Genomic DNA, 22,952 nt, shown 5'->3' on the forward strand with positions numbered 1-22,952 from the left:
GTCCAGGGGGAGCTCGGGGACCGGCGGCAGCTCGGCCGGACGGTCCGCCGGCTCGGCGGAAGACGGGGCCGGGACCTGGTCCACCGGGCGGCCCCCGGCGCCCGATGCCTCACGGGCCGCGTGCGAGGGGGTCTCCGACGCGGCCCCCTTCCCGATCAGGGCCCCGTAGGCGGCCGCCATGTCCCGCAGGACCTGCTCGAGGAGGGAGTGGTCCGCGACCAGCCGGTGCGCCACGAGGAGGAGGCGGTGTTCGCCGGGCCCGCTCCGGATGAGCAGGGCGCGGGAGAGCGGGCCGCTCTCCGGGGCGAAGGGAGCGCGGAGCGCTTCGGCCGACGCCTCCCGCATCCGGCGGCTCCGTTCGTCCTCGTCGAGGCCGCTCACGTCGGAGTACTGGACCGGCAGTTCCACCGGGTCCGCAGAAAGGCGCACGGGCGTCCCGCCGGACATGGTGAAGCGCGCGCCGGGTGACAGGTGGGCGGCAGCGGCCCCGCGCAGTGCCTCCAGGAGCGCCGGCCGGTCCGTATCTCCGGCCAGCCCGAGACCGGCGGACACGTGGGTGGCGGTGCGGCCCGGTGCGAGCATGCCGAGCAGCCAGGTCTGCTGCTGGGCCGGAGTGAGGGGTGCGGGCGGCGCAGCGGGCCCGGTCGGCTCGCCGGGCGTCCGTGGGCGTTCGTGCCCGGGGCCGGTCGGCCCGGTCCGGGAATGAGGATGGGACGTCATCAGGACTGCCTTATGGGTCGTGAGGTGGACGCGCTGGCTTCGGGAGGTGGCCGTGCACCCCGGAGGCCGGGGCCGGCGCGGCTCAGGAGGCGCGCGCACCCCCGGCGGCCGGGTGCTGGATCTGAGCGCTCCAGCGGCCGAGCATCGACTGGTGGAGCTGGCTCGTCCCTTCGATGATCTCCATGACCTTGGCGTCCCGGAACAGCCGCCCGACGGGTGCGTCCGGCCCGATGCCCTGGGCGCCGAGGATCTGGACGGCGTCGGCCGCGACGCGGTTGGCGGTGGTCGAGGCGAAGTACTTGGCCATGAGGGTCTGGTTCACGGCGTCGAAGGCGCCCTGCTCCTTGGCGGCCCCGGCCTCCCAGCACAGCAGCCGTGCCGCCCGGGAGCCGGCCACCATGTCGGCGAGCATGCGCTGCACGAGCTGGTGGTCGATGATCGGTGTGTCGTACTGGATGCGGTCCTGCGCGTGGCGGGTGGCGGCGTCGAGGCACGCCTGGGCCAGGCCGACACAACCCCATGCCGTGCTGTACCGGCCGATGTCCAGGGCGGTGGAGGCCACGAACGCGAGCCCGGAACCAGGGTGGCCCACCATCGAACCCGCCGGCAGACGGCAGTCGTCGAAGACGACCTCGGCCAGCGCGGAGCCCCGCAGGCCGAGCAGGCCGCGGATCGGCTCGACGGCCAGGCCGGGGGTGTCGCGCTCCACGAGGAACGCGGTGTGCCGTCCCTCGTACTGGGCGAACACCAGGTAGACGTCGGCGATTTCGGCGAAGCTGATCCACTTCTTGCGGCCGCGGATGACGTAGCCGTCCCCGTCCGCCGTCACCACCGTCTCGACGCCCTTGGCATCGCTTCCGACGTTCGGTTCGGTGAGCGCGAAGGCGGCGACGGCCCCGCCCGCCGCGATGGGCCCGAGCCACTTCTCGCGCTGTGCGGCGGTGCCCCACTTCCAGAGGGAGTGCGACACCATGTCGGCACATGCCACGAAGTTGCGCACGTTCTGGCAGGTACGGCCCATCTCCTCGGCCATCAGGCCGTAGCTGAGCAGGTCCAGCGACGAGCCTCCCCACTCGGCGGGGAGGAGCGAGGATATCCAGCCCTCCCGGCCCAGGCTCTTGACGAGCGTCCGCGGCATGGCCTGTTGTGTGTCCGCGGCCTCGGCCTTGGGTGCCACCGTCGTGTCGGCGAACTCGCGGAAGGAGGCCCACTTCTCGCGCTGTTCCAGTGTGAGTCGACTGATCATCTGCATGTCCTCGTGCTTGATACCGGAGCCCTCGCGGGCTGTTGCGTCACCTGTGGCGGGCGGGGCGGAGGTGCGGGACGAGCTTCTCCAGGAACTCGTCCTCGGAGTCCCGGAGGAAGAAGTGGTCCCCCGTGACTTCCTCGATGTCGACCGCTCCGTCGCCGTAAGCGGCCCAGTGGGCCATCTGCTCCCTTCCGGCCTCGTGGTCGTCGGCGCCGCAGAACGCCGTGACGGGGCAGCCGAGGGGAGCGGTGCGGGGCGCCCGATAGGCGTCCAGGATCGTGTAGTCCGCCCGGATCGTCGGAAGGTAGAGCTCCATGAGCTCCTCGTTCTCCAGCAGTTCCTCCGGCGTCCCGCGCAGCTTCCGCAGCCGCTCGGTGAACTCCTCGTCCGAGAGGTCGTGCGTGCTCTCCCGCGGGGTCGCGAGATGCGGAGCGGGGCATGCCGAGATGAGCAGGCGAACGGGCGGCGGGTACCCCTGGCCCATCACGTGCCGCACGAGCTCGTAGGCCAGGATCCCGCCGAAGCTGTGGCCGAACACGGCGTAAGGAGCCCGACGCGCTTCGTCCATCGCACCGGCGAGGTCCTCCAGGAGCCCGGGCAGCCGGGACTGCGGGCGCTGGGACCACCGGGAGCCCCGGCCGGGAAGCTCCAGCGGTACCACGTTCACCGTGTCGGGCAGCTTGGTGCGCCAGGGGTCGTAGATCCGCGCCGATGCCCCGGCGTAGGGAAGGCAGTAGAGCGTCAGGGCCTGCGGACCGAACGGGGCGGGGGTCTCGGCCGGGGACGGAACGTCGAGGCCGACGAGGCCGGCGACGGTCGGATGGTCGTGCAGCTGCCTCAGCGGCACGCGGTGGCCGAGCTCCGCGGAGAGCCTGCGCTGGAGCTCCACGACCAGGATCGAATTCCCCCCGGCTTCGAAGAAGTTCTCGTCGTCGGAGGCGGGTTCGGCTTCGAGCGTGGCGCGCCAGGCCCTGAGGACCGCTGCGCGGCGCTCGCTCACATCGGTCTTCATATCGTGCGGCTTTCCAGGAAGGCGGGGCTGGCCAGGGCGTTCCGGTCGACCTTCCCGGAGGTGGTCCTCGGGAGCGACCGCACCACGTGGACCTTGCCGGGGCAGTAGGCGGCAGGAAGCCGGGTACGCGTCCACGCGCTCACCTCTGCGGCCGTCAGATCGCCGGAGGACACCACGTAGGCGGCGATCAGGGCACGCTCCGCCCGGTCGGGATCGCGCACGAGGGCCACGGCTTCCGTGATCTCCGCGTGCTCCTCCAGTACGGATTCCACCTCACCGAGTTCGATGCGGTGGCCGCGGAGCTTGATCTGTCCGTCGGCTCGCCCCAGGTACTGGAACGAGCCGTCCGGAGCCGGGCGGGCGCGGTCCCCGGTGCGGTAGGTGCGCCGCGGACCCTCGGGCGTGTCCCGGACGGAGAAGCACTCGGCGGTCAGATCGGCCCGGCCGTGATAGCCGGTCGCCAGGTGATCACCGTAGAGGATGATCTCCCCTTGATCCAGGTACCAGCCCACACCCCTCAGGGGCCGTCCCAGGGAGATGGCGTCGGGACGCTCGATCCGCGCGGCGGTGGCCCAGATGGTCGCTTCGGTCGGCCCGTACAGGTTCCAGAGCTCCGTGCTCCGGCCGAGCAGCGACTCGGCGAGGGGCGCGGTGAGCGGCTCACCACCGCACCAGATGCGGAAGCGGTGGGCGGCAGCGGTCTCGCCGGCCGCCAGGAGCAGCCGCCAGAAGCTCGGCGTCGCCTGGACCACATCGGGCTTGTGGAGGCCGGTGAACTCCTCGAAGAGCTCGGGGTCGGCCCTCACCTCGCCCGGTACGACGACGAACCTGGCTCCGACGATCAGCGGCACCAGCATCTCGGCCAGCGAGATGTCGAAGGACAGGGCCGTCATCGCCAGGATGGTCTCGCCCGCCCGCAGGCCCGGTACTTCCGCGAGCGCCTGGAGACACGAGGCCAATGCGGAATGGGAGACGACGACGCCCTTGGGGCGACCGCTCGAACCTGACGTGTACATCACATAGGCCGCATCGCTCGGGCCGCGGTCGTCCAGGGCCTCCGCGCCCTCGCGGTCGAGGTGCTCGACCGTGAAAGCGCCTTCATCCGCCGACCGGAGCACCGCGACGGGGCGGGCGTCCTCCAGCACGAGCTCGCGGTGGGCCGTCGGGCTGTCGAGGTTCAGGGGGACGAGCGCGCAACCGACTCGCGCGCCGGCGAGCAGGGCCACCGCACCGCTCACCGGACTGGCGGTCTCCACTGCCAGCCAGGACCCCGCCGGCACCGCCTCGCGGAGGGCGGCGGCGAGGAGGTCGACGCTCCGCACGAGGTCCCGGTAGGTGTGCACGCGCTCGCCGACGGCGGCCTGCGCGTCAGGAGTGCGCCGGGCCTGCTCGCTCACCAGATCCCACACCGTGGTCATCGCTCAGCCCTCCTTGATCCGGAGCTGCTCGGCCACGCACTCGACGAAGTCCGAGAAGACCGAACGGGTGAACATCACCTCGAGCGCCAGGGGGATCCCGAACTCCTTGCGGGTCATGGCCAGGACCCGGGCCGCCTTGAGGGAGTGGCCGCCGATCAGGAAGAAGTCGTCATCGGCTGCGGGAGTGCGGCCGAGCACCTCGGACCAGATTCCGGCGACCCGCTCCGCCGTGCTCGCGCCGGCCCCGGCTTCCGCGCCCATCCGGTCCGCGGGCCCGGACACCGGGTTCGACGGCGCACCGGACTCCACCAGCTCCAGGAGACGGCCGCGGTCGATCTTTCCGTTGGCGTTGAGGGGGATCCCGTCCAGCCTGCGCAGTTCGACGGGGACCATGTAGCCGGGGAGGGACCGGGCCAGCTCATCACGGACCGTCTCCGCCTCGGCCGTTCCGCAGTAGCAGCCGACCAGCTCACTTCCGTCGTCGGTCTCCCTCGCGACGACCGCGGCCATGCCGACACCCGTGACGCCGAGGACGGCCTGCTCGACCTCGGCCGGCTCGACGCGGTGGCCGCGGATGCTGACCTGGAGGTCACGGCGTCCCACGAACTCCAGTTCGCCGTCCGGCGTCCAGCGGCAGAGATCGCCGGAGGAGTACCAACGACTTCCGTCCGGGCGGTAGGAGAACAGCTTCCGCGTCATCGGCTCGTCGCGCAGGTAGCCGATGGCCAGGACCTCTCCGCCGATGAGCAGCTCGCCCGGGACGGAGGGTTCCTCGACGGTGCTGCCGTCGTCGGAGACGAGGAGCACCTCGGCCCCGCGAATGGGACGCCCGATCACCGGCGCCCCGTGCCGCGCCGGCCGGCGGAGATCGCCGCTGGCCGTCGTCACCACGGTCGCCTCCGTCGGACCGTAGTGGTTGAAGACCGCCGCCGGGAAGTCCGGGCGGGGGCGGACGCGCAGCTTGTCGCCGCCGGTGGTCAGAACCTTCAGCGAGCGGGGCGGCGTCGGCAGTTGGAGGAGCTGCTCCGCCAGCGGAGTGCTGAGGAAGCACTGGTCGACCGCCCAGCGGTCCAGGAACTCGCACACACTGTGGATGTCCGCGGTCGCGACCCCTTCGGGGAGCAGCAGCGTCGCCCCGCTCGCGAGCACCGACCACGTCTCCCACACGGTGGCGTCGAAGCCCAGGCCCGCGAAGGCGCCGACGCGGTGCTCCGGTCCCGTCCCGTAGGTCTCCCGATGCCATGCGGTCAGGTTCGCGAGACTCGCGTGGCCGACCTCGATCCCCTTGGGCGTCCCCGTCGAACCCGAGGTGTAGATCACGTACGCCGCGTTCGGATCGAGCGCCTCCGGCTCATGCGGGCCGGCGGCCGACGGTTCCACCGCGATGCCCGCGGGTGCGGTCCCGCCGGGTGACAGGACGGCGAAGGGACGGGCGTCGCCGAGGATCGCCTGGCGGCGCGCCTCGGGCAGGGCCGGGTCCAGGGGCAGGTAGGCCGCTCCCGCCCGCCAGGCACCGAGCTGGGCGACGAGGCCGCCCGCCCCGCGGGGGAACCGGGTCGCGACCAGGACTCCGGCGCGGAATCCCGGCAGGGCGGACAGCCGCCCGGCCACCTCCCCGGCGGCCTCCCACAGCTGCCGGTACGTCAGCTGCGCCGTCACGGCACGCGTGTCGGCGACCATGACGGCCACGTGGTCGGGAGCGAGCTCCGCTCTCTGCTGCAGCCACTGCGGCACGGTGGCCGGGGCGGATTTCGCAATCACAGTCTCTCCTGTTCGACGGCTTGCGGGGGCGTTCGTCCGGGTCCGGTACCGGGGTCAGCGACGCACGCGCAGCCAGAGGTGTTCCAGCACGGCCACGCCGTAGTGAGGGCGCAGTACGGGGGGTTCGGCCAGCTCGGCTTCACCGAAGCGCTCGACGAGGCCGGTCAACGCCGCGCCGGCTTCGAGCCTGGCCAGACCCGAGCCCAGGCAGTAGTGCGCGCCGTAGCCGAACGCGAGGTGCCGGGCGGTACGCCGCTCCGTGTCCAGGGTGTCCGGCGCCGGGAACACCTCGTCGTCACGATTGGCGACACCCAGCATGAGCAGGACCAGCTCGCCCGGCTCGATCCGGTGCCCCGCGCATTCCACGGGTGCGACGGCGATCCGGGCGACCTGCTGCACCGAAGTGTCGAAGCGCAGGAGTTCGTCGATCACCGGGGTGAGGTGCTCCGTACGCGCGTCCTTCCACCGGCCGGTGTGCACGAGGGCGCGCACCGCCTTGCCGATGAAGGTGGACGTGGTGTCGAAACCCGCGAAGACCAGCAGGCTGGCCGTCGCGGCGATGTCTGGTTCCTCGATCAGGCCCTCCTGGTGAGCGCGCTCCAGGACGTCGAGGGCGCTCCCGGCCGGCACCTGCGAGGAACGGAGGGTCTCCGCCACGACGCCCTCGATCTCCTGAAGGGCCTTCGTCCCCCGCTCGACGACCCGGGGAAGGTAGTCGGCCACCAGCAGGGCCGCGATGTCCAGGGCCCAGGCGGCGATCCGGGGGGCCACCTCCTGCGGGAGCCCGATCACCCGGCACACGACCCGGGCGGCCAGCGGCTCCGACAGCCCGCCGACCACGTCGATCCGGTCCGGCACGCCGTCGAGGAGCTCCCCGACGGTCCGCTCGACGAAGGGCCGGAGTCCGGCCACCCGTCCGGCCGAGAACAGGGGAGCCATCAGGCCCCGCAGGAGCTGGTGGCGCGGGGCGTCATTGAACATGAACCAGCGCCGGACGATGTCGGCGGTGCGCATGACACCCTCCGTCTCCGACTGTTCGCCGTGCAGCCGCGTCCTGCCGCGCTCCGGCCATGCCGAGGACAGCGCCGGACTGCGCAGCAGCTCGGACACTTCGCGGAAGCCCGTGACGATCCAGACGCCCAGGTCGTCGTCCCGCCTGATCGTCCCGGTACCCCGGAGGGCTATGTAGTCCATGCACGGATCCACCGGCATGGCTCCCTGTTCTCGCCCGTAGGGACAAGTGGGGTCCATGGTTTGCCGCCTCTGCGTGGTAGGGGGTGGGCTGGGGACCAGGGCGCGTATCGAGTCGTGATCAATTTGCGGGATTCGCCCTCTCGGCGGGGCCTGGGCCGGTAGATCTTCTTGCATGTCGCGAGTGCAACTCACAGACGCGGAGTGGGAGTTCATCGAGCCGTACCTGCCGGTCGGCGCGTACGGCCCGTACCCCGAGCGGCTGCGGCAGCAGTTCGAGGGCGTGATCTGGCGGTTCAAGACAGGTGGGCAGCGGCGGGAGATGCCGGCCGAGTTCGGCGCGTGGCCGACGGTCGGCAACCGGTTCCGGCAGTGGAGGGACGCCGGCGCCTTCGAAGCCCTGCTGGAAGGTGCCATCGCCGAGGCCGCGAAGCGGGGCGAGGTGGACCTGTCCCTGGTCAGCGTGGACTCCACCACTGCCCGGGCCCATCACGACGCCGCCGGGATGCACCTCGACGGGGAGACCATGACCGCGTTGGAGAAGGCCGCGGCCGATGAGGCGAAGGCCCGGACAAAAGGGGCGGCCCGCAGGGACAAGACGGGCAGCACTGCAGAAACACCGTCGAGCGGGAGGAACGACGACGCCTCCGGCGCCGGCACAAACTCCGGCTGAAGGCCGCCCTCCTCGGTCACTCCAGGGGCGGCCAGACCAGCAAGGTTCATCTCGCCGCCGACCGGAAGTGCCGCCCCCTGGCTCTCCTGCTGACCGCGGGGCAGGCGGCGGACAGCCCGCAGTTCATCCCCGTCCTGAAGAAGGTGCGGGTGCGCGGGCCTGTCGGCCGTCCCCGCACCCGGCCCGACGCGGTCGCCGGGGACAAGGCCTACTCGTCCCGGGGCAATCGCGCCTACCTGCGCAGACGCGGCATCAAGTCGGTCATCCCCGAGAAGAGGGACCAGGCGGCCAACCGGAAGAAAAAGGGCTCCCGGGGCGGCCGACCCGTCAGTCACGACGCCGGCCTCTACAGGGAGAGGAACACCGTCGAGCGAACGATCACCAAGATGAAGGCCTGGCGAGGCATCGCAACCCGCTACGACAAGACCCCGGGCAGCTACCGCGCCGGCCTCCATCTCCGCGCCGCCATGATCTGGATCAAGGACCTCACGCGAGCCAGCCCTTGATCACAACTAGATACGCTCCCTAGACGCCTGAGCGCGTCGTCGCGGTCCTCCCGTCGAGCACGCCGGCGATCACCGCCATGGCCTCCTCGGAGGTGAACAGCTCCACCTCGCCGACGGGGAACCGGTGCACCCGGGCGCTGCCGGTGTGCTCCCAGGCCGCGGCTTCGCTGAGCAGGACGTGGTCGGGTCCGTCCCTCAGGACGCCACCGTGGGTCCCCGCGGCCAGGGTGTAGCTCAGCCAGGCGCGCTGGTGCTCGGTGAGCGAGTCGGCGATGTCGGACGGCAGGTCCGGGGCACACCGTTCGACGACCGAGCGCAGGAAGTCACTGATCACGGCCAGTGCCTCCGCCGGACCGTGGCCCAGGATGTCCGGCACGTCACCCGGGAGGAGGTCCTCGTCCATTCCCGTGGCGAGTTCGGCCAGCAGTTCCTGGGCCTCTCCCGCCGTGGGGGCGGCCGGGTCGACCAGGACCAGGGTGGTGTCCGCCCCCATCCTCGCCGCCAGCTCGGACGCGACTCCGGCTCCGGAGCAGTAGCCCAGCACCACGGCCGGGCCCGGCTCCGGGCCCAGTCGGCGTGCCCAGTACTCGGCCTGCTCCTCGACGGTCCGCACGGTCCGGCGGATGTCCGGGTGGGTGAGCAGGTCGATGCGGTGGTAGCCGTCCCGCCAGGGCGGTGGGAGCAGCGTCGCGAAGGAGCGGAGCGGGGTCTCCTTCCCGAACTCGACCCCCACGACCCGGTACTGGTGTGCAGGCAAGGCATTACCTTTCTGGTGCTTCGACGCGCCGGGGATGTTCGGTCAAGCCCTCGGCACGACGGGCAGGACCACGCGGGACGGGTGGCGCGCGCCGCGGTGGACCGTGATGACGGGGGCGGGGGTGATTTCCTCCACCTGCGCGTTGTCCCGGTCGCAGCAGGTGATGCTGACGCGCAGCCGCCTGCCCGCCGAGAAGGCGTAGGACGTCGGGTGGAGGTCGATGACCAGTTCGACGGGCTCACCCGGGGGCAACGGCGTGAGCGCGTCCCGCGTCCCCGGCTGGTAGGGCAGCCCCATCCTGTCGAAGGGTGCCGGACCACTCCCCCGGTACGAAGCCCGCAGGACGCCCTCGGTCACGTAGTGGGACTCCCCCCGCTCGTCCACCTCGCTGAGGTGGACGAAGAAGGCACCGTCCGGATGGGTCGAGGTCACCCACAGATGCACGAGGGGGTGGCCCGTCACCTCCAGGTCCTCGGACAGCACCGCCGACGTGTAGGTCAGGGCCTTGCGGTCGTTCGGGGTGAGGTCGTAGTGGAACCCGCCCGCGTACCCGTCCGACCAGCGGGTGGTGGGGCCGGACGTCGTGGAGTAGTCGACCGTGTACGCGTCCCCGTCATCGTCGGCATCCGTTCCGCCGGCTGGCGTCCCGGCCCCCGCCAGCACTCCGTCGTTGACGGACCGGATGGTGCCGCTGGACCCGCCGCCGAAGGACAGCTCCTGGGGGCGCGCCGCGGACGGCGGCCAGGTGTCGGCCGTCTTCCATCCGGTCGCCGCTCCCGCTCCCATGGTGAAGTACCGCACCGGCGGCTCGGCCATGACCCCGTTGTCGACGCCCTTCAGCCAGTGGTCGTACCAGCGGAGGTGTTCGCGGGCCAGGTCCTCGTTCTTCCAGTTGTTGTGGCTCCACGGACCGATCACCATGCGCTGCGGGTTGTCCAGGTTGCGGAACCACAGCGTGGTGTCGCGCGCCCAGATGTCGTGCCAGCCGCCCAGGTGGCATACCGGGATGCCCGATGCGCTCACCGCGTCACGCGAGGTCGCCGGACTGACGTCCCGGTAGGGAGCCAGGCCGGTGACCGGCTCGACGCTGTCACGGAACTCCAGCGCCGCCGCCTGGCCGAAGACGTCCGCGTTCCCCTGGTGGCCCGCCAGGTAGCCCGCCGGACCCTCCGGGCCCTCGCCGGTACCGGCGGCCCCTGCCCGGGTGTCCAGCCCACGCACCAGGTCGCTCCAGTTGCGGGCGAAGTCGTCGCGGAAGACACCGCCCGGACGGAGGAACTCGTACAGGTCGAACATCGCCATCTGCGGCAGGATCGCCGTGAGGTGGGGCGGTGCCGTGGCCGCCGCCAGGAGCTGGTTGATCCCCGAGTAGGAGAGGCCGTACATGCCGACGCGGCCGCTCGACCAGGGTTGGGCCGCGATCCACTCGGTCACCTCGAAGGCGTCCTCCGCCTCCTCGTGGCTGAACTCGATCCGCCGGGTCCCCTCCGAGGCGCCGCTGCCGCGCGAGTCGACGACGACGACCACGTACTCGTTCCGCAGCATCTCCTTCAGCCAGGGCTGGGAGTCGAGTTTGGTGAGAACACCGCCCTCCACCGTCTCGGCCCGCCGGTACCGTTCGTGGCACCAGAGCACCGGCAGGGGCTCCTCGACGACCGCGCCGCGCCGTCGGGGCCGGAACACGTCGGCGGCCAGGCGGATGCCGTCGCGCATCGTGATCCGTACCGTCGAGCGCTCCGCGATGTCGGCGTCCGCCAGGAAGGCCACGATCTCGCCCTTGCGGGCGACCAGTTCGGCACGGATCGCGTCCGTCATCACCCCGGCCGGTGCGTCGAAGCGCAGTCTTCCCTCCTCCGCCCACAGGACGATGTTCAGCGAGCGCATCTCCAGCAGGAGGTCGACCACGCCTCGTGCGGTTGCCGTCACAGCTCGCCCACCTCGCGCTCACCGCCGGTGTCGACAGCCGATACCTGGGACCGGAGCGCCCAGCGCAGGGATTCGAGGTAGGCGGCGAGCCCGGCGACCGTCGGGCTGTCGACGACGGCACGCACCGGGATGTCGAGGGCGAGCTCCTTGCGGAGGGCGTTGACGACGGAGAGCAGGGAGAACGAATCGCCCCCGATCTCGAAGAAGTCGGCTTCGACGCTGCGGACGTCCTGTCGCAGGACCTCCGTCCACACCGCCGCGACCAGGTGCTCCATCGCGGTGGACGGCGGCACGGCCGCGGGTTGCGCCGGAGCCGGTGCCGCAGCGGGCCGCGGCAGCCGGGAGCGGTCGACCTTGCCCGTCGCCGAGGAGGGTATCGACTCCAGCCAGACGAAGACCGAGGGCTGCATGACGATGGGCAGCTTCGGAGCCAGGTGGGCACGTACCGAACCCTCGTCGGGGCTCGCTCCGGGGGCGGACTCCAGATAGGCGACGAGACGCTGATCGGGCTCCAGCACGGCGACCGCGTTCGCGACGTCGGGATGGGCGCGCAGCACCGACTCGATCTCCTCCAGCTCGACGCGCACACCGCGGATCTTCACCTGGCTGTCGACACGTCCGAGGAACTCCATCTCACCGTTCGGCAGCCACCTGACGAGGTCGCCGGTGCGGTACAGCCGGCGCCCCGGGTTCGACGGGTCGGCGGTGAAGCGCTCCGCGGTCAGGCCCGGCAGGTTGCGGTATCCCCGTGCCACCCCGTCACCGCCGATCCACAGCTCACCCGGCACGCCGATCGGCTGGGGGTTCTCCCAGCGGTCCACGACCGAGCAGGTGGCGTTGGCGATCAGCTCGCCCAGGGGCATGGAGGTGCGCTCCAGGGGCTCGTCGCCCATCCGGCCGACCAGCGCGGCGCCGGCCGTCTCCGTCGGCCCGTACTCGTTCCAGATCTCGCAGTCACCGGACACCACCTTCCGGGTCCGTGCGACCAGTTCGGCGTCCAGGTTCTCGCCGCCCATGGACACGTGACGCAGGGAGGGCATGGATATGCCCGTGTCCGCGATGCCGCGCATCTGGGTCGGAGTCAGGTAGAGCATGTTGATCGCGCGCTCGTCGATGAACCGCGCCGTGGCCGCCGGGTCGGCCCGCAGCTCGCCGGGCAGCATGACGAGGCACGCACCGCTCGTCAGGGCGTGGAACATCTGCTCGACCGACCAGTCGAAGTGGTAGAAGAGGTTGTGCACCACGCGGACGCCCGGGCCGATCGGCCGGATGTCCTGCGCCCACTGGATCCACGGCGTGATCGCCCGGTGCGGAAGGCCGACGCCCTTGGGCCGGCCGGTGGTCCCGGAGGTGTACATGAGGTAGACGAGCTGCGAGGAGTCGACCTCGACGGGGGGCTGCCGACGCGTGTCCGGCACGGCTCCGTGCTGCCCGGGCGCCTTCGCGTCCACGGTCGTCACGTCCACACCGGCGACGACCTCGGCCGGCAGCTGTTCCCGCAGCGCAGGAGTGGCGACCAGGACCTTCATACCACTGTCGGCCACGACGTACGCCATGCGGTCGGCGGGCGCGATGGGGTCGAGCGGTACGTAGCCGGCACCCGCCTTGATGATGCCGAGGATGCCCACCATCAGTTCCAGGGAGGGCTCCGCGCACAGTCCGACGAGGTCGTCGGTGCCGATGCCGCGGCCCGCGAGCTCAGCCGCCAGCCGGTCGGCGAGGGCATCCAGCTCCCGGTAGGTCAGCACGTCCGTGCCGCTCTCCACGGCCGGCGCGTCGGGCGTCCTGCGCGCCTGTTCCTCGAAGAGGCGGTGCAGGAACAGGTCCGTGGCGTACGGGCCGTGGGCCGAGGCCGACCACTTCGCGATCCGGCGCCGCTCCTCCTCCGGCAGGACGGTGAGCTCCGAGACCCGCTTCCCGGGAGCGGCCACGGCGTCGGCGGCCAGGACGCCCAGGTGGTCCAGGATGCGCCAGGCCGTGTCCTCGACGAAGAGGTCGCTGTCGTACTCCAAGGACACCCGGTAGGTGAACTCGGTCTCCGTCACGGCGAACACCAGGTCGAACTTGACCGCTTCGAGGCCGAGGTCCACGTCGCTCACCGTGATCCCGGGCAGGTCCGGAACCGGGATCTCGTGCTGGAAGGCCAGCATCACGCGGAACAGGCCCTGGCGGGCGGACCGGTCCACGGTGACGGCGTTGACCACACGCTCGTACGGCACGTCCTGGTGGGCGTACGCGGCCAGGGCCGTCTCACGCACTCGGTGGAGGAGCTCCGTAAGAGTCGGGTCACCGGACAGGTCACTGCGGATCGCGAGCGTGTTCAGGAAGCATCCGAGCATCCCTTCCAGCTCGGGCAGATCGCGGTTGGCGCTCGGTGTGCCGATCACGATGTCGCTCTGGCCGCTGTACCTGTGCATCAGGACGTTGAGCAGCGCGAGCAGCGTCATGAAGGGTGTGCTGTCGTGTTCCCTGGACAGCTCCCGCAGGCGGCGCGAGACCGCCCGGGGCAGCTCGACCGTCACCGAGGCGCCCCGTCCGGAGGAGGTGTCCCGGTAGGGCATGTCGGTGGGCAGGTCGAGGACCGGCAGCGGTGCCCGCAACTGCTCCTTCCAGTACTCCAGCTGGTCGTCCACCGCCGCATCACCGATGGTGCGGCGCTGCCACGCGGCGTAGTCCGCGTACTGCACCGACGGCTGCCGCGCCCCGGCGGACGGGTCGCTCTTCCGCGAGTACAGCCTGAGCAGCTCGGACACGGCGAGCTCGAAGGAGCGGACGTCCGTGATGATGTGGTGCAGGTTGATCAGGAGGACGTGCCAGTCCTCGTCCAGCCGGTAGAGCTCCACCCGGAGCAGTGGACCGCGCTCGATGTCGAAGGGACGCCGGGCGGACGCGGCCAGCCGGTCCAGCAGGATCTGCTCGCGCTGGTCCGCCGGCTCCGGGCGCAGGTCGACAGTATGCAGGGCCACGTCCGAGTCCGGTGCCACGACCTGCTGGGGAACACCGTCCACGGCGCGGATGGTGGTGCGGAAGACCTCGTGCCGTTCCACCAGCGACCGAACGGCTTCTTCCAGGGCCTCGACGTCGAGCGGTCCCTCGATCTCGATGGCCGAGGGGATGCTGTACCGGGAGCTGGGCCCCTGGATGTGCTCCTCCACCCACATGCGCTGCTGCACGAAGGACGTCGGGGCGTGGAACACCCCGTCGGCCCGCTGCTCCAGGGGCTCGATGGTCGGCGCGGCGGCGGAGGCCGGCGTCCCGAGGGCCTCGACGGCTGCGGCGAGTTCACCCACCGTCTGGTGCTCGAAGAGGACGTAGAGGGGGATCTGAACGCCGAGCTCCTCGCGGAGCCTGCTGATCACCCGGGCTCCCTGGAGCGAGTTCCCGCCCAGTGCGAAGAAGTTGGCGTCCGGCTCCGGGGTTCCGGTCCGCAGGACAGCGGCCCACGTCGCCGAGACGACATCCACCACGGAGGCGACTGGCCGGCCGTCGTTCGGTTCGGCCCCGGTCTGCAGAGTCATGTCGTTCCACCAAGTCCCATCAGTCAGGAAGGCACGGAAAGCCGCATTGCGAGGGCTCGCCAGGGCAATGCGCAGAAGAGGGACGGGCGGCCCGCGGAGGATCCGCGGGCCCCGTGGCGTCAGCCGACGCGCGCGGCGGCGGCCTGAACGAGCCCCGCGGCCACCGCGGCGACCACGGCCTCGCGAGCCGAGTTCACGAAGAAGTGGCCGCCCGGAAACATGCGCAGGTCGAACCGGTTGTCCGTCAGTTCGCCCCACCGCTCCAGAACCGAGGGGGCGGCGTTGTCCTCGGTACCGCCGAACGCCGTGATCGGACAGCCGAGCGGCGCGCCGCCGGTGAACGTGTGGGTCTCGATGACGGCGAGGTCCGCACGGACCACGGGAAGGAGCAGCGCCATCAGCTCGCGGTCCGCCAGCACGGCCTCGGGGGTGGCCCGCCAGCTGCGGAGCAGCTCGACGAGTTCCGCGTCGGACCGCTGGTGCAGCGGCGGATCCGCCGCCTCCATCGCCTGGGGAGGCACCCGGCCCGACACGAAGAGCCACTCCGGCGATCCTGATTCCAGGCGGCCCAGGGTGCGCGCCAGCTCCAGAGCGACGACCGCTCCCATGCTGTGCCCGAAGAAGGCGAACGGGCGGTCGAGTCGGGGGATGATCGCCGGCACCAGCGCGTTGAGGACATCGCTCATGCGCTGGAAAGGAGGCGTGCCGATGCGGTCCTCACGCCCGGGCAGCTGGATCGCCCACGGCTCGACTTCGTCCGGAAGTGCGGCGGCCCACCCGCGGAACACCGAGATGCCACCGCCGGCATAGGGAAAGCAGAACAGCCTCTGGGTCGCGTGGGGGCGGCTGACGAGCGGCCTGACCAGCTCGCTCACGAGGTCGTCCCGTCGGCCATCTGCCGGCGCAGGGTCAAGGGCCGCAGGTCGGTCCATGTCTCGTCCACATACGCGAGGCAGTCGCCCTTCCCACCTCGTTTGCCGACTTCCCGCCAGCCCTCGGGCAGTGCCAGGGCCGTCCGCCAGATCGAGTACTGCTCCTCGGCGTTCACCAGCACGGTGTACTCGTCCTCGTCGTGCTCGTCCATCTGTCACTTCCTCCTGGACCGACCCGGATCCCACCGGGCATCGAACTCGTGTCTGCAAACGCGATGTGCCGCGCGGGACCCGCGCGGGGCCGCGGGGGCCACTCCTCAGCGGCGCGGGCGGGACGATCGCAGGCCGCCCGGCCTGCGGCCTCCCGCGGATGTCGTCCGCGTCGCCTTCCGTGCTTCCCTCAGCGGTTCGCCGAGGGATTCCAGACTCACCTGCGCATCGCGCACGGCCTGGCTCAGGGCTGCGAGGAAGGTCGCCTGGATGTCGACGATCTCGCTCTTCGACAGACGGCTGGAGTTGTAGTTGAAGCGCAGGCTGAGGGCGTCCCCGCTCGGCTTCCCGTACAGACAGACGTCGAGTTGCGAGGTCTGGTAGGCGGGCGGCAGGAAGTCGGTGAACTGGAACGCGCTGGAGAACACCGGGTTCTGTCCCGGCCGCGCCGGAATGGCGAGCCGCTCGAGGAGGCGGGTGAAGGGGTACCGGCTGTTCGCGTACGAAGCCACGCTCTTGCGCTGGGCGCGCCGGACCACGTCACCGAACGAGTCGGAGGCGGTCAGCCCGATGCGGACGGACAGCGGGTTCACGAACGCGCCGACCATCCCCTCCATCTCCTTGGTGTCCCTGCCCGAGAACGGAACGCACGTCACGATGTCCTCATCGGAACCGATGTCGTGCAGCGCGACCACGAATGCGCTGAGGAGCACCACGTGGACGGTCGCGTCGAGCCCCCTGGCCAGTTCGGCCACGGCCGTCGCCAGGTCCGGGCCGATCTCGAAATCCAGCGTGTCGTTGACGACTTCCACCGAGTGCGCGTCGTGGTCTCCGATCCTCAACCGGGGCAGGGGTCCCTTGAGCTCGTCGGTCCAGTAGGTCTCCATCGCCGCGCTCTCCGGGCCCGACAGCCACTTCTGGCGGTCTCGGACGAAGCCGCTGAACGACATGGTCAGCGGTTCCAGTTCGGGCGTTCGCCGCTCCACCCGGGCGCGGTAGGCCACCAGCAGCTCACGGAGCAGGTTCCCCATGCTGGTCCCGTCGGCCACGATGTGGTGCACGTTCAGGTAGGCGCAGTAGTGGTCCTCCGCCAGCCTGTAGAGCTTCGCCCGCACGGGCGGCACCGAGAGGTCGTCGAAGGGGACCGCGTTGTCGGCCTGGATGAGGAGCGTGCTCTCCTCCTCCGGGTCGTCCGCTCCGGTCACGTCCACCAGGGGCACGTCGAGGTCGTGCCGGGGCAGCACTCGCTGGCGCGGACCGTGCTCGGTGTCCTGGAGGGACAGGCGCAGGGCGTCGTGGCGCTCGACCAGGAACCCGACGGCTTCACGGAAGGCGGTGACGTCCACCGCCTCGTGGACGTGGTGCCACACCGGCAGGTTCAACTCGGCCCGGCCTTCGCCGAGCTGGTGCTGCAGCCACATTCCCTGCTGGCCGTTCCACAGTTCGAACCACGTCTCGTCAGCGGGGTCCTGCCCCGTCGGGGCCACGGCCGCGGAGCCCTCCGCCGGCTCCTCCCCGACGGCCGCCTTCTCCGGAGCCAGGTACGCGGCGAGGTCCGCGACGGTCAGGTGGGCGAACAGGTCGGCGATCGTCAGTTTGACACCGAGCGCCTTCTGCAGGCTGTTGGCCAGTCGCAGGGCGAGCAGCGAGTCCCCGCCCAGGTCGAACAGGCTGGCGAAGACGTTGATGTCGGAGATGCCGAACTCGGCAGCCCACAGGCCGGCCAGGGTGCGTTCGAGCTCGGTGTACCCACCGTCCGCGCGTCCCGTGAGCCGCACGGACGCCGTGCCCGGCGTCGGGGGCACGGCGGGACCGGCGGCCGAAGAGCGGGCGGACACCTTCCGCTGGATGGACTCGGCGAGCCGCAGGGGCGCCGTCGCCATCCGTGCCCGCAGTGCCGCGGGATCGAGGGAACCCAGCATGCCGTAGTTGATCTCGCCGACGATCACCTGCGTGGACGATCCCCGGAGGATCGCCTCGTAGCTGGCGATGCCCTCCTCGATCCCGACGGACCGGAAGAACCCCTGGTCCTGCCGGACGCCGTGGTCCGCGGCCATGCCCGTGCCGATCCAGTCGGTCCAGTTCACCGTGAAGGTGCGCAGGCCCGCCTTGTTCCGCCATGCGGCGAATCCGTCGAGGTACTGGTTGGCCGCGGTGTAGTCGCTCTGGCCGGCGGAACCGAACAGCGCCGTGGTGGAGCTGAACAGCACCATCACGGGCCGATCGGCAAGGGTCGCCTCGTGGAGCGCCACAGCGCCGTCCGCCTTGGGGGCGAGCGTGGCGCGGAAGGTCTGTGCCGACTTGCGCAGGAGGAAACCGTCGCCGGCGGTTCCCGCCGCGTGGACCACGTGGGTGATGGCGCCGAGCTCGGCCCTCACGGCCGCGACGACACGTGCCATGTCCTGCGCGTCCGCGACGTCACCCTGGAGGCACACGACGCGGGTGCCCCTCGCTTCCATCTCCTGGATCAGCGCGATCCGGGCGGCGCTCCTGCCTCCCCCGCTCAGGACCTCGTCCCATTCGGCCCGCGCGGGCATCGCGCTCCTGCCGACCAGCGCGATCCCCGCCCCGGGCCGCCGCAGGCTGATCGACCGGGCCACTTCCAGCCCGAGACCGCCCATGCCTCCGGTGATCAGGTGCACTTCGCCGGCGGACGCCTCGTGCTCCGGGGCGGCCTCGGCCAGATCCACCGCATCCAGTTCCGCGGCGTAGCGGTCCGTTCCCCGGAGGGCGATCTGGCCGAGGGGGTCGGAGCAGAGGATCTCCTCGACCCATGCCGCGGGCGCCAGGTCGTCACCCACATCCACGCACCGGCAGCTGATCTCCTGGTGCTCCTGGCCGATGACCTTGGCGAGTCCGAAGAGCGCGGAGTGGGCGGGGACGAGACGGGTCTCGTCCCCGGTGACGTGGTGCACGTGCTGTGCGACGACCGTGATCCGATGGGTACCGGCGCCCGCCCCGGCCAGGGCACGGGCACATTCGAGCAACCCCATGACGCCCTCGTCGAGCAGCCTCTCCTGCCCTTGCGTGCCGTCGCCGTCCGCCCCGTCGCCGACCACGTAGACGATCTCCGACGGCAGGGGATCCGGCCAGGACGCCCAGTCCGTGCCCGCGGGGGCCGTCCCGACGGTGACGCCGGCCGCGCGCAGTCCTGCCGCCGTCGCCTCGAGCAGTGCCGACCCGGCACCGACGACCAGGGCCGTGCGGACGTCGCGACGTCCCTCCTGCCCGCGGTCCGCACGCACCCAGTTCAGCGTGTGGTGCACGACCGAACCCCGGGCACTGTCGATGGTCCGTCGCGGGCTGTTGACCCGCTTCGCGGTGAACCCCTTGATCTCCAGGACGACGGCACCGGCAGGGTCGTGGACCATCACGTCGACCTTGCGGATCTCGCCGCTCTGCTGGAAGCGTGGGTCCGGTTCGATCACGCTGACGCACGACGCCGGCATCGGGCCGTGCACCACCAGCCGGTCGTAGGCCAGCGGCAGGTAGAAGTCCCCGTTCGCCTCGCGCTGCTCGTCCTCCCCGTCGAACATGGCCCACCGGTGGAATCCGGTGGCGAGGTCCAGCAGCGCGGGATGCAGCACGTAGTCGGCCGTCTCCTCCCGGAAGCGGGTGGGCAGGGCCATCGATCCCAGGGCGCACCGGACACCCACGTCCACCGTGCGCAGGCTCTCCTGCCAGCGGCTGCCGAACTCCATCACGCGGTGTCCGGCCTGGAGGGAGGCACCGTCCATGGTGGCGAGCCCGCAGCGGGCGGCGAACTCCGCGGGATCCGTGCCCACGGGCGCCGGCTGCGGGTCCGCGGCCACTCGGCCCCGTACGTGCAGGGTCCACTGCCGGCCTACGGCCGCGTCCGGGTCGTGGCTCACGACCCGGAACTCGGCTCCGCCCTCCTCGCCGGCCCGCACGATCGTGTGCGCCATGCGCGGCCGATCCGCCGTCACCAGGAGCGGCACCTGGAACTCGACGTCGCTGACCACCGTCACCGGCGTGCCGAAGAGCGCCGATCCTGCCGCGCGGGCCATCTCCAGATAGGTCGTACCCGGGACGATCGCCTCCGAGAGCATCCGGTGCTCGCTGAGCACCCAGTGCCGCTCGAGGTCGAACTCGGTACGGAACACTACCTCGTCGACCGTGTGGAGCAGCAGTTCGTCCAGCAGGGCGTGGGGTGCGGGACCGGCCGGGGCGGCCGACACCGAGGGCGCGGGGTCGAGCCAGTACCGGCGGCGTTCGAAGGGGTAGGTGGGCAGGGCCACTCGCCCGGGGTTCTCCTCACGGTGGTACGCGGACCAGTCCGGGGCCACGCCCGCCTGCCACAGCAGTCCGAGGGCCCGCTGTACGGACGCCAGCTGCCCGCGGACGTCACGGGCGTGCGGCAGGGATCCCACGACCACGCGGGCCTCGCCCTCGGCGAGCTGGCGCGTGACGAGGCTGCGCAGCGTCTGGCCCGGGCCGACCTCGAGGAACACCAGGCGGTCGTCGGCCGCCAGGGTCTCGATCCCCTTGGCGAACTCGACGGTGGAGAGTACGTGGGCCCCCCAGTAGGCGGGGTCGGTCGCCTCTTCGTCAGTGATCCAGTCCCCGGTGACGTTGGAGACGAAGGGGAGGTGCGGGGCGGTCAGGGAGACCTCTGAGACCGCCTTGACGAACTCCTCGACCATGGGGGCCATCAGCGGGGTGTGGAAGGCGTGCGAGGTCGCCACGGGCCTCGCGCCGATCCCGTCGGCTGCCAGGACGGCGGCGAATTCCGCCACCGGGCCGGCCGCTCCCGCGACCACGCAGTCGGCCGGTCCGTTGTGCGCGGCCAGGGTCAGCCCTTCGGGCAGCCGTGCTTCGACGGTGCTCCGTCCGGCCGAGACGCTCAGCATGGCTCCGGGGGCCTGCTCCTGCATCAGCCTGCCCCGCAGGGCGATCAGCCGGAGGGCGTCACCGAGTGTGAAGACTCCTGCCAGGCAGGCTGCGACGTACTCCCCGAGGCTGTGCCCGGCCATCGCGGTCGGGGTCACGCCCCACGACGACCACAGCACGGCCAGCGCGTACTCGACGGTGAACAGGGCGGGCTGGGCGAACTCGGTCCTGGTCAGGAGCTCGGCGGCGCCCGCGTCGTCCGGCGGGCACAGCAGCAGGTCCCGCACGTCCATGCCGAGCGCGTCGCGCAGCCCTTCCGCGCAGCGGTCCACCGCCGCCCGGAACTCCGTTTCCCGGTCGTAGAGTTCGCGCGCCATCCCGGGATGCTGGGAACCCTGACCGGTGAACAGCATCGCCACCTGCGCGGAGGTGCGGTGCGCCGTCCCGGTCGCCAGCGCGGCGGGGTCACGGTCTTCCAGCGCCCGGGCCGCCTCCTGCGGCGACGAGGCGACGACGGTCCGGCGGTGCCTGAACTCCTCGCGCCCCTGTGCCAGGGTGAAGGCCACGTCGACGAGCGCCTGCGGCTCCCGGCGCAGGTGCTCCGCCAGGCGGTCGGTCACCCGTTCCAGCGCCTCGGGTGTACGGGCCGAGAGCACGAGGAGCTGCGAGGGACGCGCGGGCTCGGTGACCGGTCGCTCCGGTGCCTCCTCCAGGACGACGTGGGCGTTGGTGCCGCCGAACCCGAACGCGCTCACGCCCGCCCTTCGTGGTCCGTCGGGCGACTCCCACAGGGTCAGATCGCGCTGGACGCGGAACGGCGACCGGTCGAAGTCGATCTGCGGGTTGGCCTGGTTGAAGTGCAAGGTCGGGGGGAGCATGCCGTGCCGCAGCGACAGCGTCGTCTTCAGGAGGCCCGCCATGCCCGAGGCCGCGTCCAGGTGGCCGACGTTGGACTTGACGGAGCCGATGGTGCAGTAGCCCGTGCGCTCGGTGCTCTGGAAGAACGCCCTGGTCAGTGCCTCGATCTCGATGGAGTCGCCGATCTGCGTACCGCTGCCGTGCGCTTCCACGTAGCTGATGCTGTCGGCCTCGACGCCCGCGACGTCAAGTGCCTCCAGCACGACGGAGGACTGCCCTGCCACGGCCGGGGCGGAGAAGCTCGCCTTCGTGGCGCCGTCGTTGTTGACCGCCGTGCCCTTGATCACGGCGTGAACCGTGTCGTTGTCGGCCAGCGCGTCGGTGAGCCGCTTCAGGAGGACGACGCCCACGCCGTTGTTGAAGACCGTGCCCCGGCTGTCGGCGTCGAAGGGCCGGCAGTGCCCGTCCGGCGACATGATGCCGCTCTCCTGGAACCGGTACCCCTTCTGCGGGCTGACCTTGAACGCCACTCCGCCCGCGAGCGCCATGCCCGATTCGTGGTTGAGCAGGCTCTGGCACGCGAGGTGGACCGCGACCAGCGAGCTGGAACAGGCGGTGTGCACGGGGATGCTCGGCCCCTGGAGGTCGAGCTTGTAGGAGACACGGGTGGTCAGGAAGCCCAGCTCGTTGCCCAGTCCCACGTTGGAGGCACCGATCGCGGCGCCGTCGTCGAGGTTGGCGAAGACATGGGGCAGGTAGGCGCTGGTGCCGGCCCCGCCGAACACGCCCACGGTGGTGTCGATCCGGCTCGGGCTGTACCCCGCGTTCTCCAGGGCCTCCCATGCCGTCTCGAGGAAGACCCGGTGCTGCGGGTCCATGATGGTGGCCTCTCGCGGCGTGTAGCCGAAGAACTCCGCGTCGAAGAGGTCGATCCCCTCGGTGCGGGCGCCGGCCTTCACGTAGTCCGCCTGGGAGAACTCCTCCACGGGGACGCCGGCGGAGATCAGTTCGTCGTCGTCGAAGAAACCGATGGATTCCACGCCATTGCGCAGGTTGTGCCAGAACCGGTCCAGGTCAAGGGCACCAGGGAAACGTCCGGCGACGCCGATGATGGCCACGTCGCAGCCGAATTCCTGCATCGCGCTAGCGTCTTCCACCGGGTTGCCCAATCTGTCGCAGGACCGCACTGCTTCGCGACGCCGCACCTCGACGGGAAGGCGGCAGCGGCAACTCCTGCTCAGTGGGCGGCCGCGAGGAGCGGTCGGCCGAGCACGGAGTGGAGGCGGTCCGAATCAGGAAAAGAGAGAAAAAGGAGTACGCGCCGACAGGAGATCCGACTCACTGCGGACTTGCGTCACACCCGGGCCGAAGCGCACAGCTCAGCCACTATGAGGTACATATTCTTAGTCGATCCCGACCGTGTCAAGAGG

Annotated in this window: 12 protein-coding genes and 1 pseudogene; 1 reads left to right on the forward strand and 12 read right to left on the reverse strand. The window is 71.1% G+C overall.

The window, feature by feature from the left end; translation table 11 throughout:
* From C1I97_RS01225 to C1I97_RS01250, 6 genes are all read right to left on the reverse strand, one after another.
* A partial coding sequence (locus tag C1I97_RS01225) for a condensation domain-containing protein (protein ID WP_220040763.1) occupies positions 1 to 720 on the reverse strand: 720 nt, incomplete at its 3' end.
* An 82-nt stretch (positions 721 to 802) separates the two neighbouring features.
* Positions 803 to 1,966, reverse strand: coding sequence for an acyl-CoA dehydrogenase family protein (locus C1I97_RS01230; protein ID WP_111001371.1), 1,164 nt, complete (start codon positions 1,964 to 1,966; stop codon positions 803 to 805).
* A 46-nt stretch (positions 1,967 to 2,012) separates the two neighbouring features.
* Positions 2,013 to 2,969 carry an alpha/beta fold hydrolase gene (locus tag C1I97_RS01235; RefSeq protein WP_181446504.1) on the reverse strand — a complete coding sequence of 319 codons (957 nt, stop codon included), beginning with the start codon at positions 2,967 to 2,969 and terminating at the stop codon, positions 2,013 to 2,015.
* Between the two features lie 8 nt (positions 2,970 to 2,977).
* A complete protein-coding gene (locus C1I97_RS01240) occupies positions 2,978 to 4,399 on the reverse strand; it encodes an amino acid adenylation domain-containing protein (protein WP_111001348.1) in 1,422 nt (473 codons plus the stop codon).
* 3 nt (positions 4,400 to 4,402) lie between these two features.
* Positions 4,403 to 6,160, reverse strand: coding sequence for a non-ribosomal peptide synthetase (locus tag C1I97_RS01245; protein WP_146608127.1), 1,758 nt, complete (start codon positions 6,158 to 6,160; stop codon positions 4,403 to 4,405).
* Between the two features lie 54 nt (positions 6,161 to 6,214).
* Positions 6,215 to 7,354, reverse strand: a complete 1,140-nt coding sequence (locus tag C1I97_RS01250) for a cytochrome P450 (RefSeq protein ID WP_258382364.1) — start codon at positions 7,352 to 7,354, stop codon at positions 6,215 to 6,217.
* Positions 7,355 to 7,526: 172 nt separating this feature from the next.
* Here C1I97_RS01250 and C1I97_RS01255 point away from each other — a divergent pair.
* Positions 7,527 to 8,530: pseudogene (locus tag C1I97_RS01255) on the forward strand (IS5 family transposase).
* Positions 8,531 to 8,549: 19 nt separating this feature from the next.
* On the opposite strand, the gene C1I97_RS01260 reads toward C1I97_RS01255, so the two are convergent.
* From C1I97_RS01260 to C1I97_RS01285, 6 genes are all read right to left on the reverse strand, one after another.
* Positions 8,550 to 9,287 (reverse strand): hypothetical protein, encoded by a 738-nt coding sequence (locus C1I97_RS01260; protein WP_146608128.1) that lies wholly within the window; start codon positions 9,285 to 9,287, stop codon positions 8,550 to 8,552.
* A 42-nt stretch (positions 9,288 to 9,329) separates the two neighbouring features.
* On the reverse strand, positions 9,330 to 11,213 hold the full coding sequence (locus tag C1I97_RS01265) for a CocE/NonD family hydrolase (protein WP_146608129.1): 1,884 nt from the start codon (positions 11,211 to 11,213) through the stop codon (positions 9,330 to 9,332).
* Positions 11,210 to 14,731 carry a non-ribosomal peptide synthetase gene (locus tag C1I97_RS01270; protein ID WP_111001354.1) on the reverse strand — a complete coding sequence of 1,174 codons (3,522 nt, stop codon included), beginning with the start codon at positions 14,729 to 14,731 and terminating at the stop codon, positions 11,210 to 11,212. Before C1I97_RS01270 ends, C1I97_RS01265 begins: the two co-directional genes overlap by 4 nt.
* Before the next feature lie 119 nt (positions 14,732 to 14,850).
* Positions 14,851 to 15,606 carry a thioesterase II family protein gene (locus tag C1I97_RS01275; RefSeq protein WP_181446505.1) on the reverse strand — a complete coding sequence of 252 codons (756 nt, stop codon included), beginning with the start codon at positions 15,604 to 15,606 and terminating at the stop codon, positions 14,851 to 14,853.
* Positions 15,603 to 15,815, reverse strand: coding sequence for an MbtH family protein (locus C1I97_RS01280; RefSeq protein ID WP_111001356.1), 213 nt, complete (start codon positions 15,813 to 15,815; stop codon positions 15,603 to 15,605). Before C1I97_RS01280 ends, C1I97_RS01275 begins: the two co-directional genes overlap by 4 nt.
* A 105-nt stretch (positions 15,816 to 15,920) precedes the next feature.
* Positions 15,921 to 22,661, reverse strand: coding sequence for a type I polyketide synthase (locus C1I97_RS01285; RefSeq protein WP_111001357.1), 6,741 nt, complete (start codon positions 22,659 to 22,661; stop codon positions 15,921 to 15,923).
* Between the last annotated feature and the right edge of the window lie 291 nt (positions 22,662 to 22,952).

The organism is Streptomyces sp. NTH33, from assembly GCF_003236365.1.
In the GTDB taxonomy this organism is placed as follows: Bacteria; Actinomycetota; Actinomycetes; order Streptomycetales; family Streptomycetaceae; genus Streptomyces.

Bases quoted from the DNA above. Each gene is read 5' to 3' on its own strand.
- C1I97_RS01240 (WP_111001348.1), bottom strand. From the start codon at position 4,399: ATGACCACGGTGTGGGATCTGGTGAGCGAGCAGGCCCGGCGCACTCCT.
- C1I97_RS01270 (WP_111001354.1), bottom strand. From the start codon at position 14,731: ATGACTCTGCAGACCGGGGCCGAACCGAACGACGGCCGGCCAGTCGCC.
- C1I97_RS01230 (WP_111001371.1), bottom strand. From the start codon at position 1,966: ATGATCAGTCGACTCACACTGGAACAGCGCGAGAAGTGGGCCTCCTTC.
- C1I97_RS01280 (WP_111001356.1), bottom strand. From the start codon at position 15,815: ATGGACGAGCACGACGAGGACGAGTACACCGTGCTGGTGAACGCCGAG.
- C1I97_RS01250 (WP_258382364.1), bottom strand. From the start codon at position 7,354: ATGGACTACATAGCCCTCCGGGGTACCGGGACGATCAGGCGGGACGAC.
- C1I97_RS01285 (WP_111001357.1), bottom strand. From the start codon at position 22,661: ATGCAGGAATTCGGCTGCGACGTGGCCATCATCGGCGTCGCCGGACGT.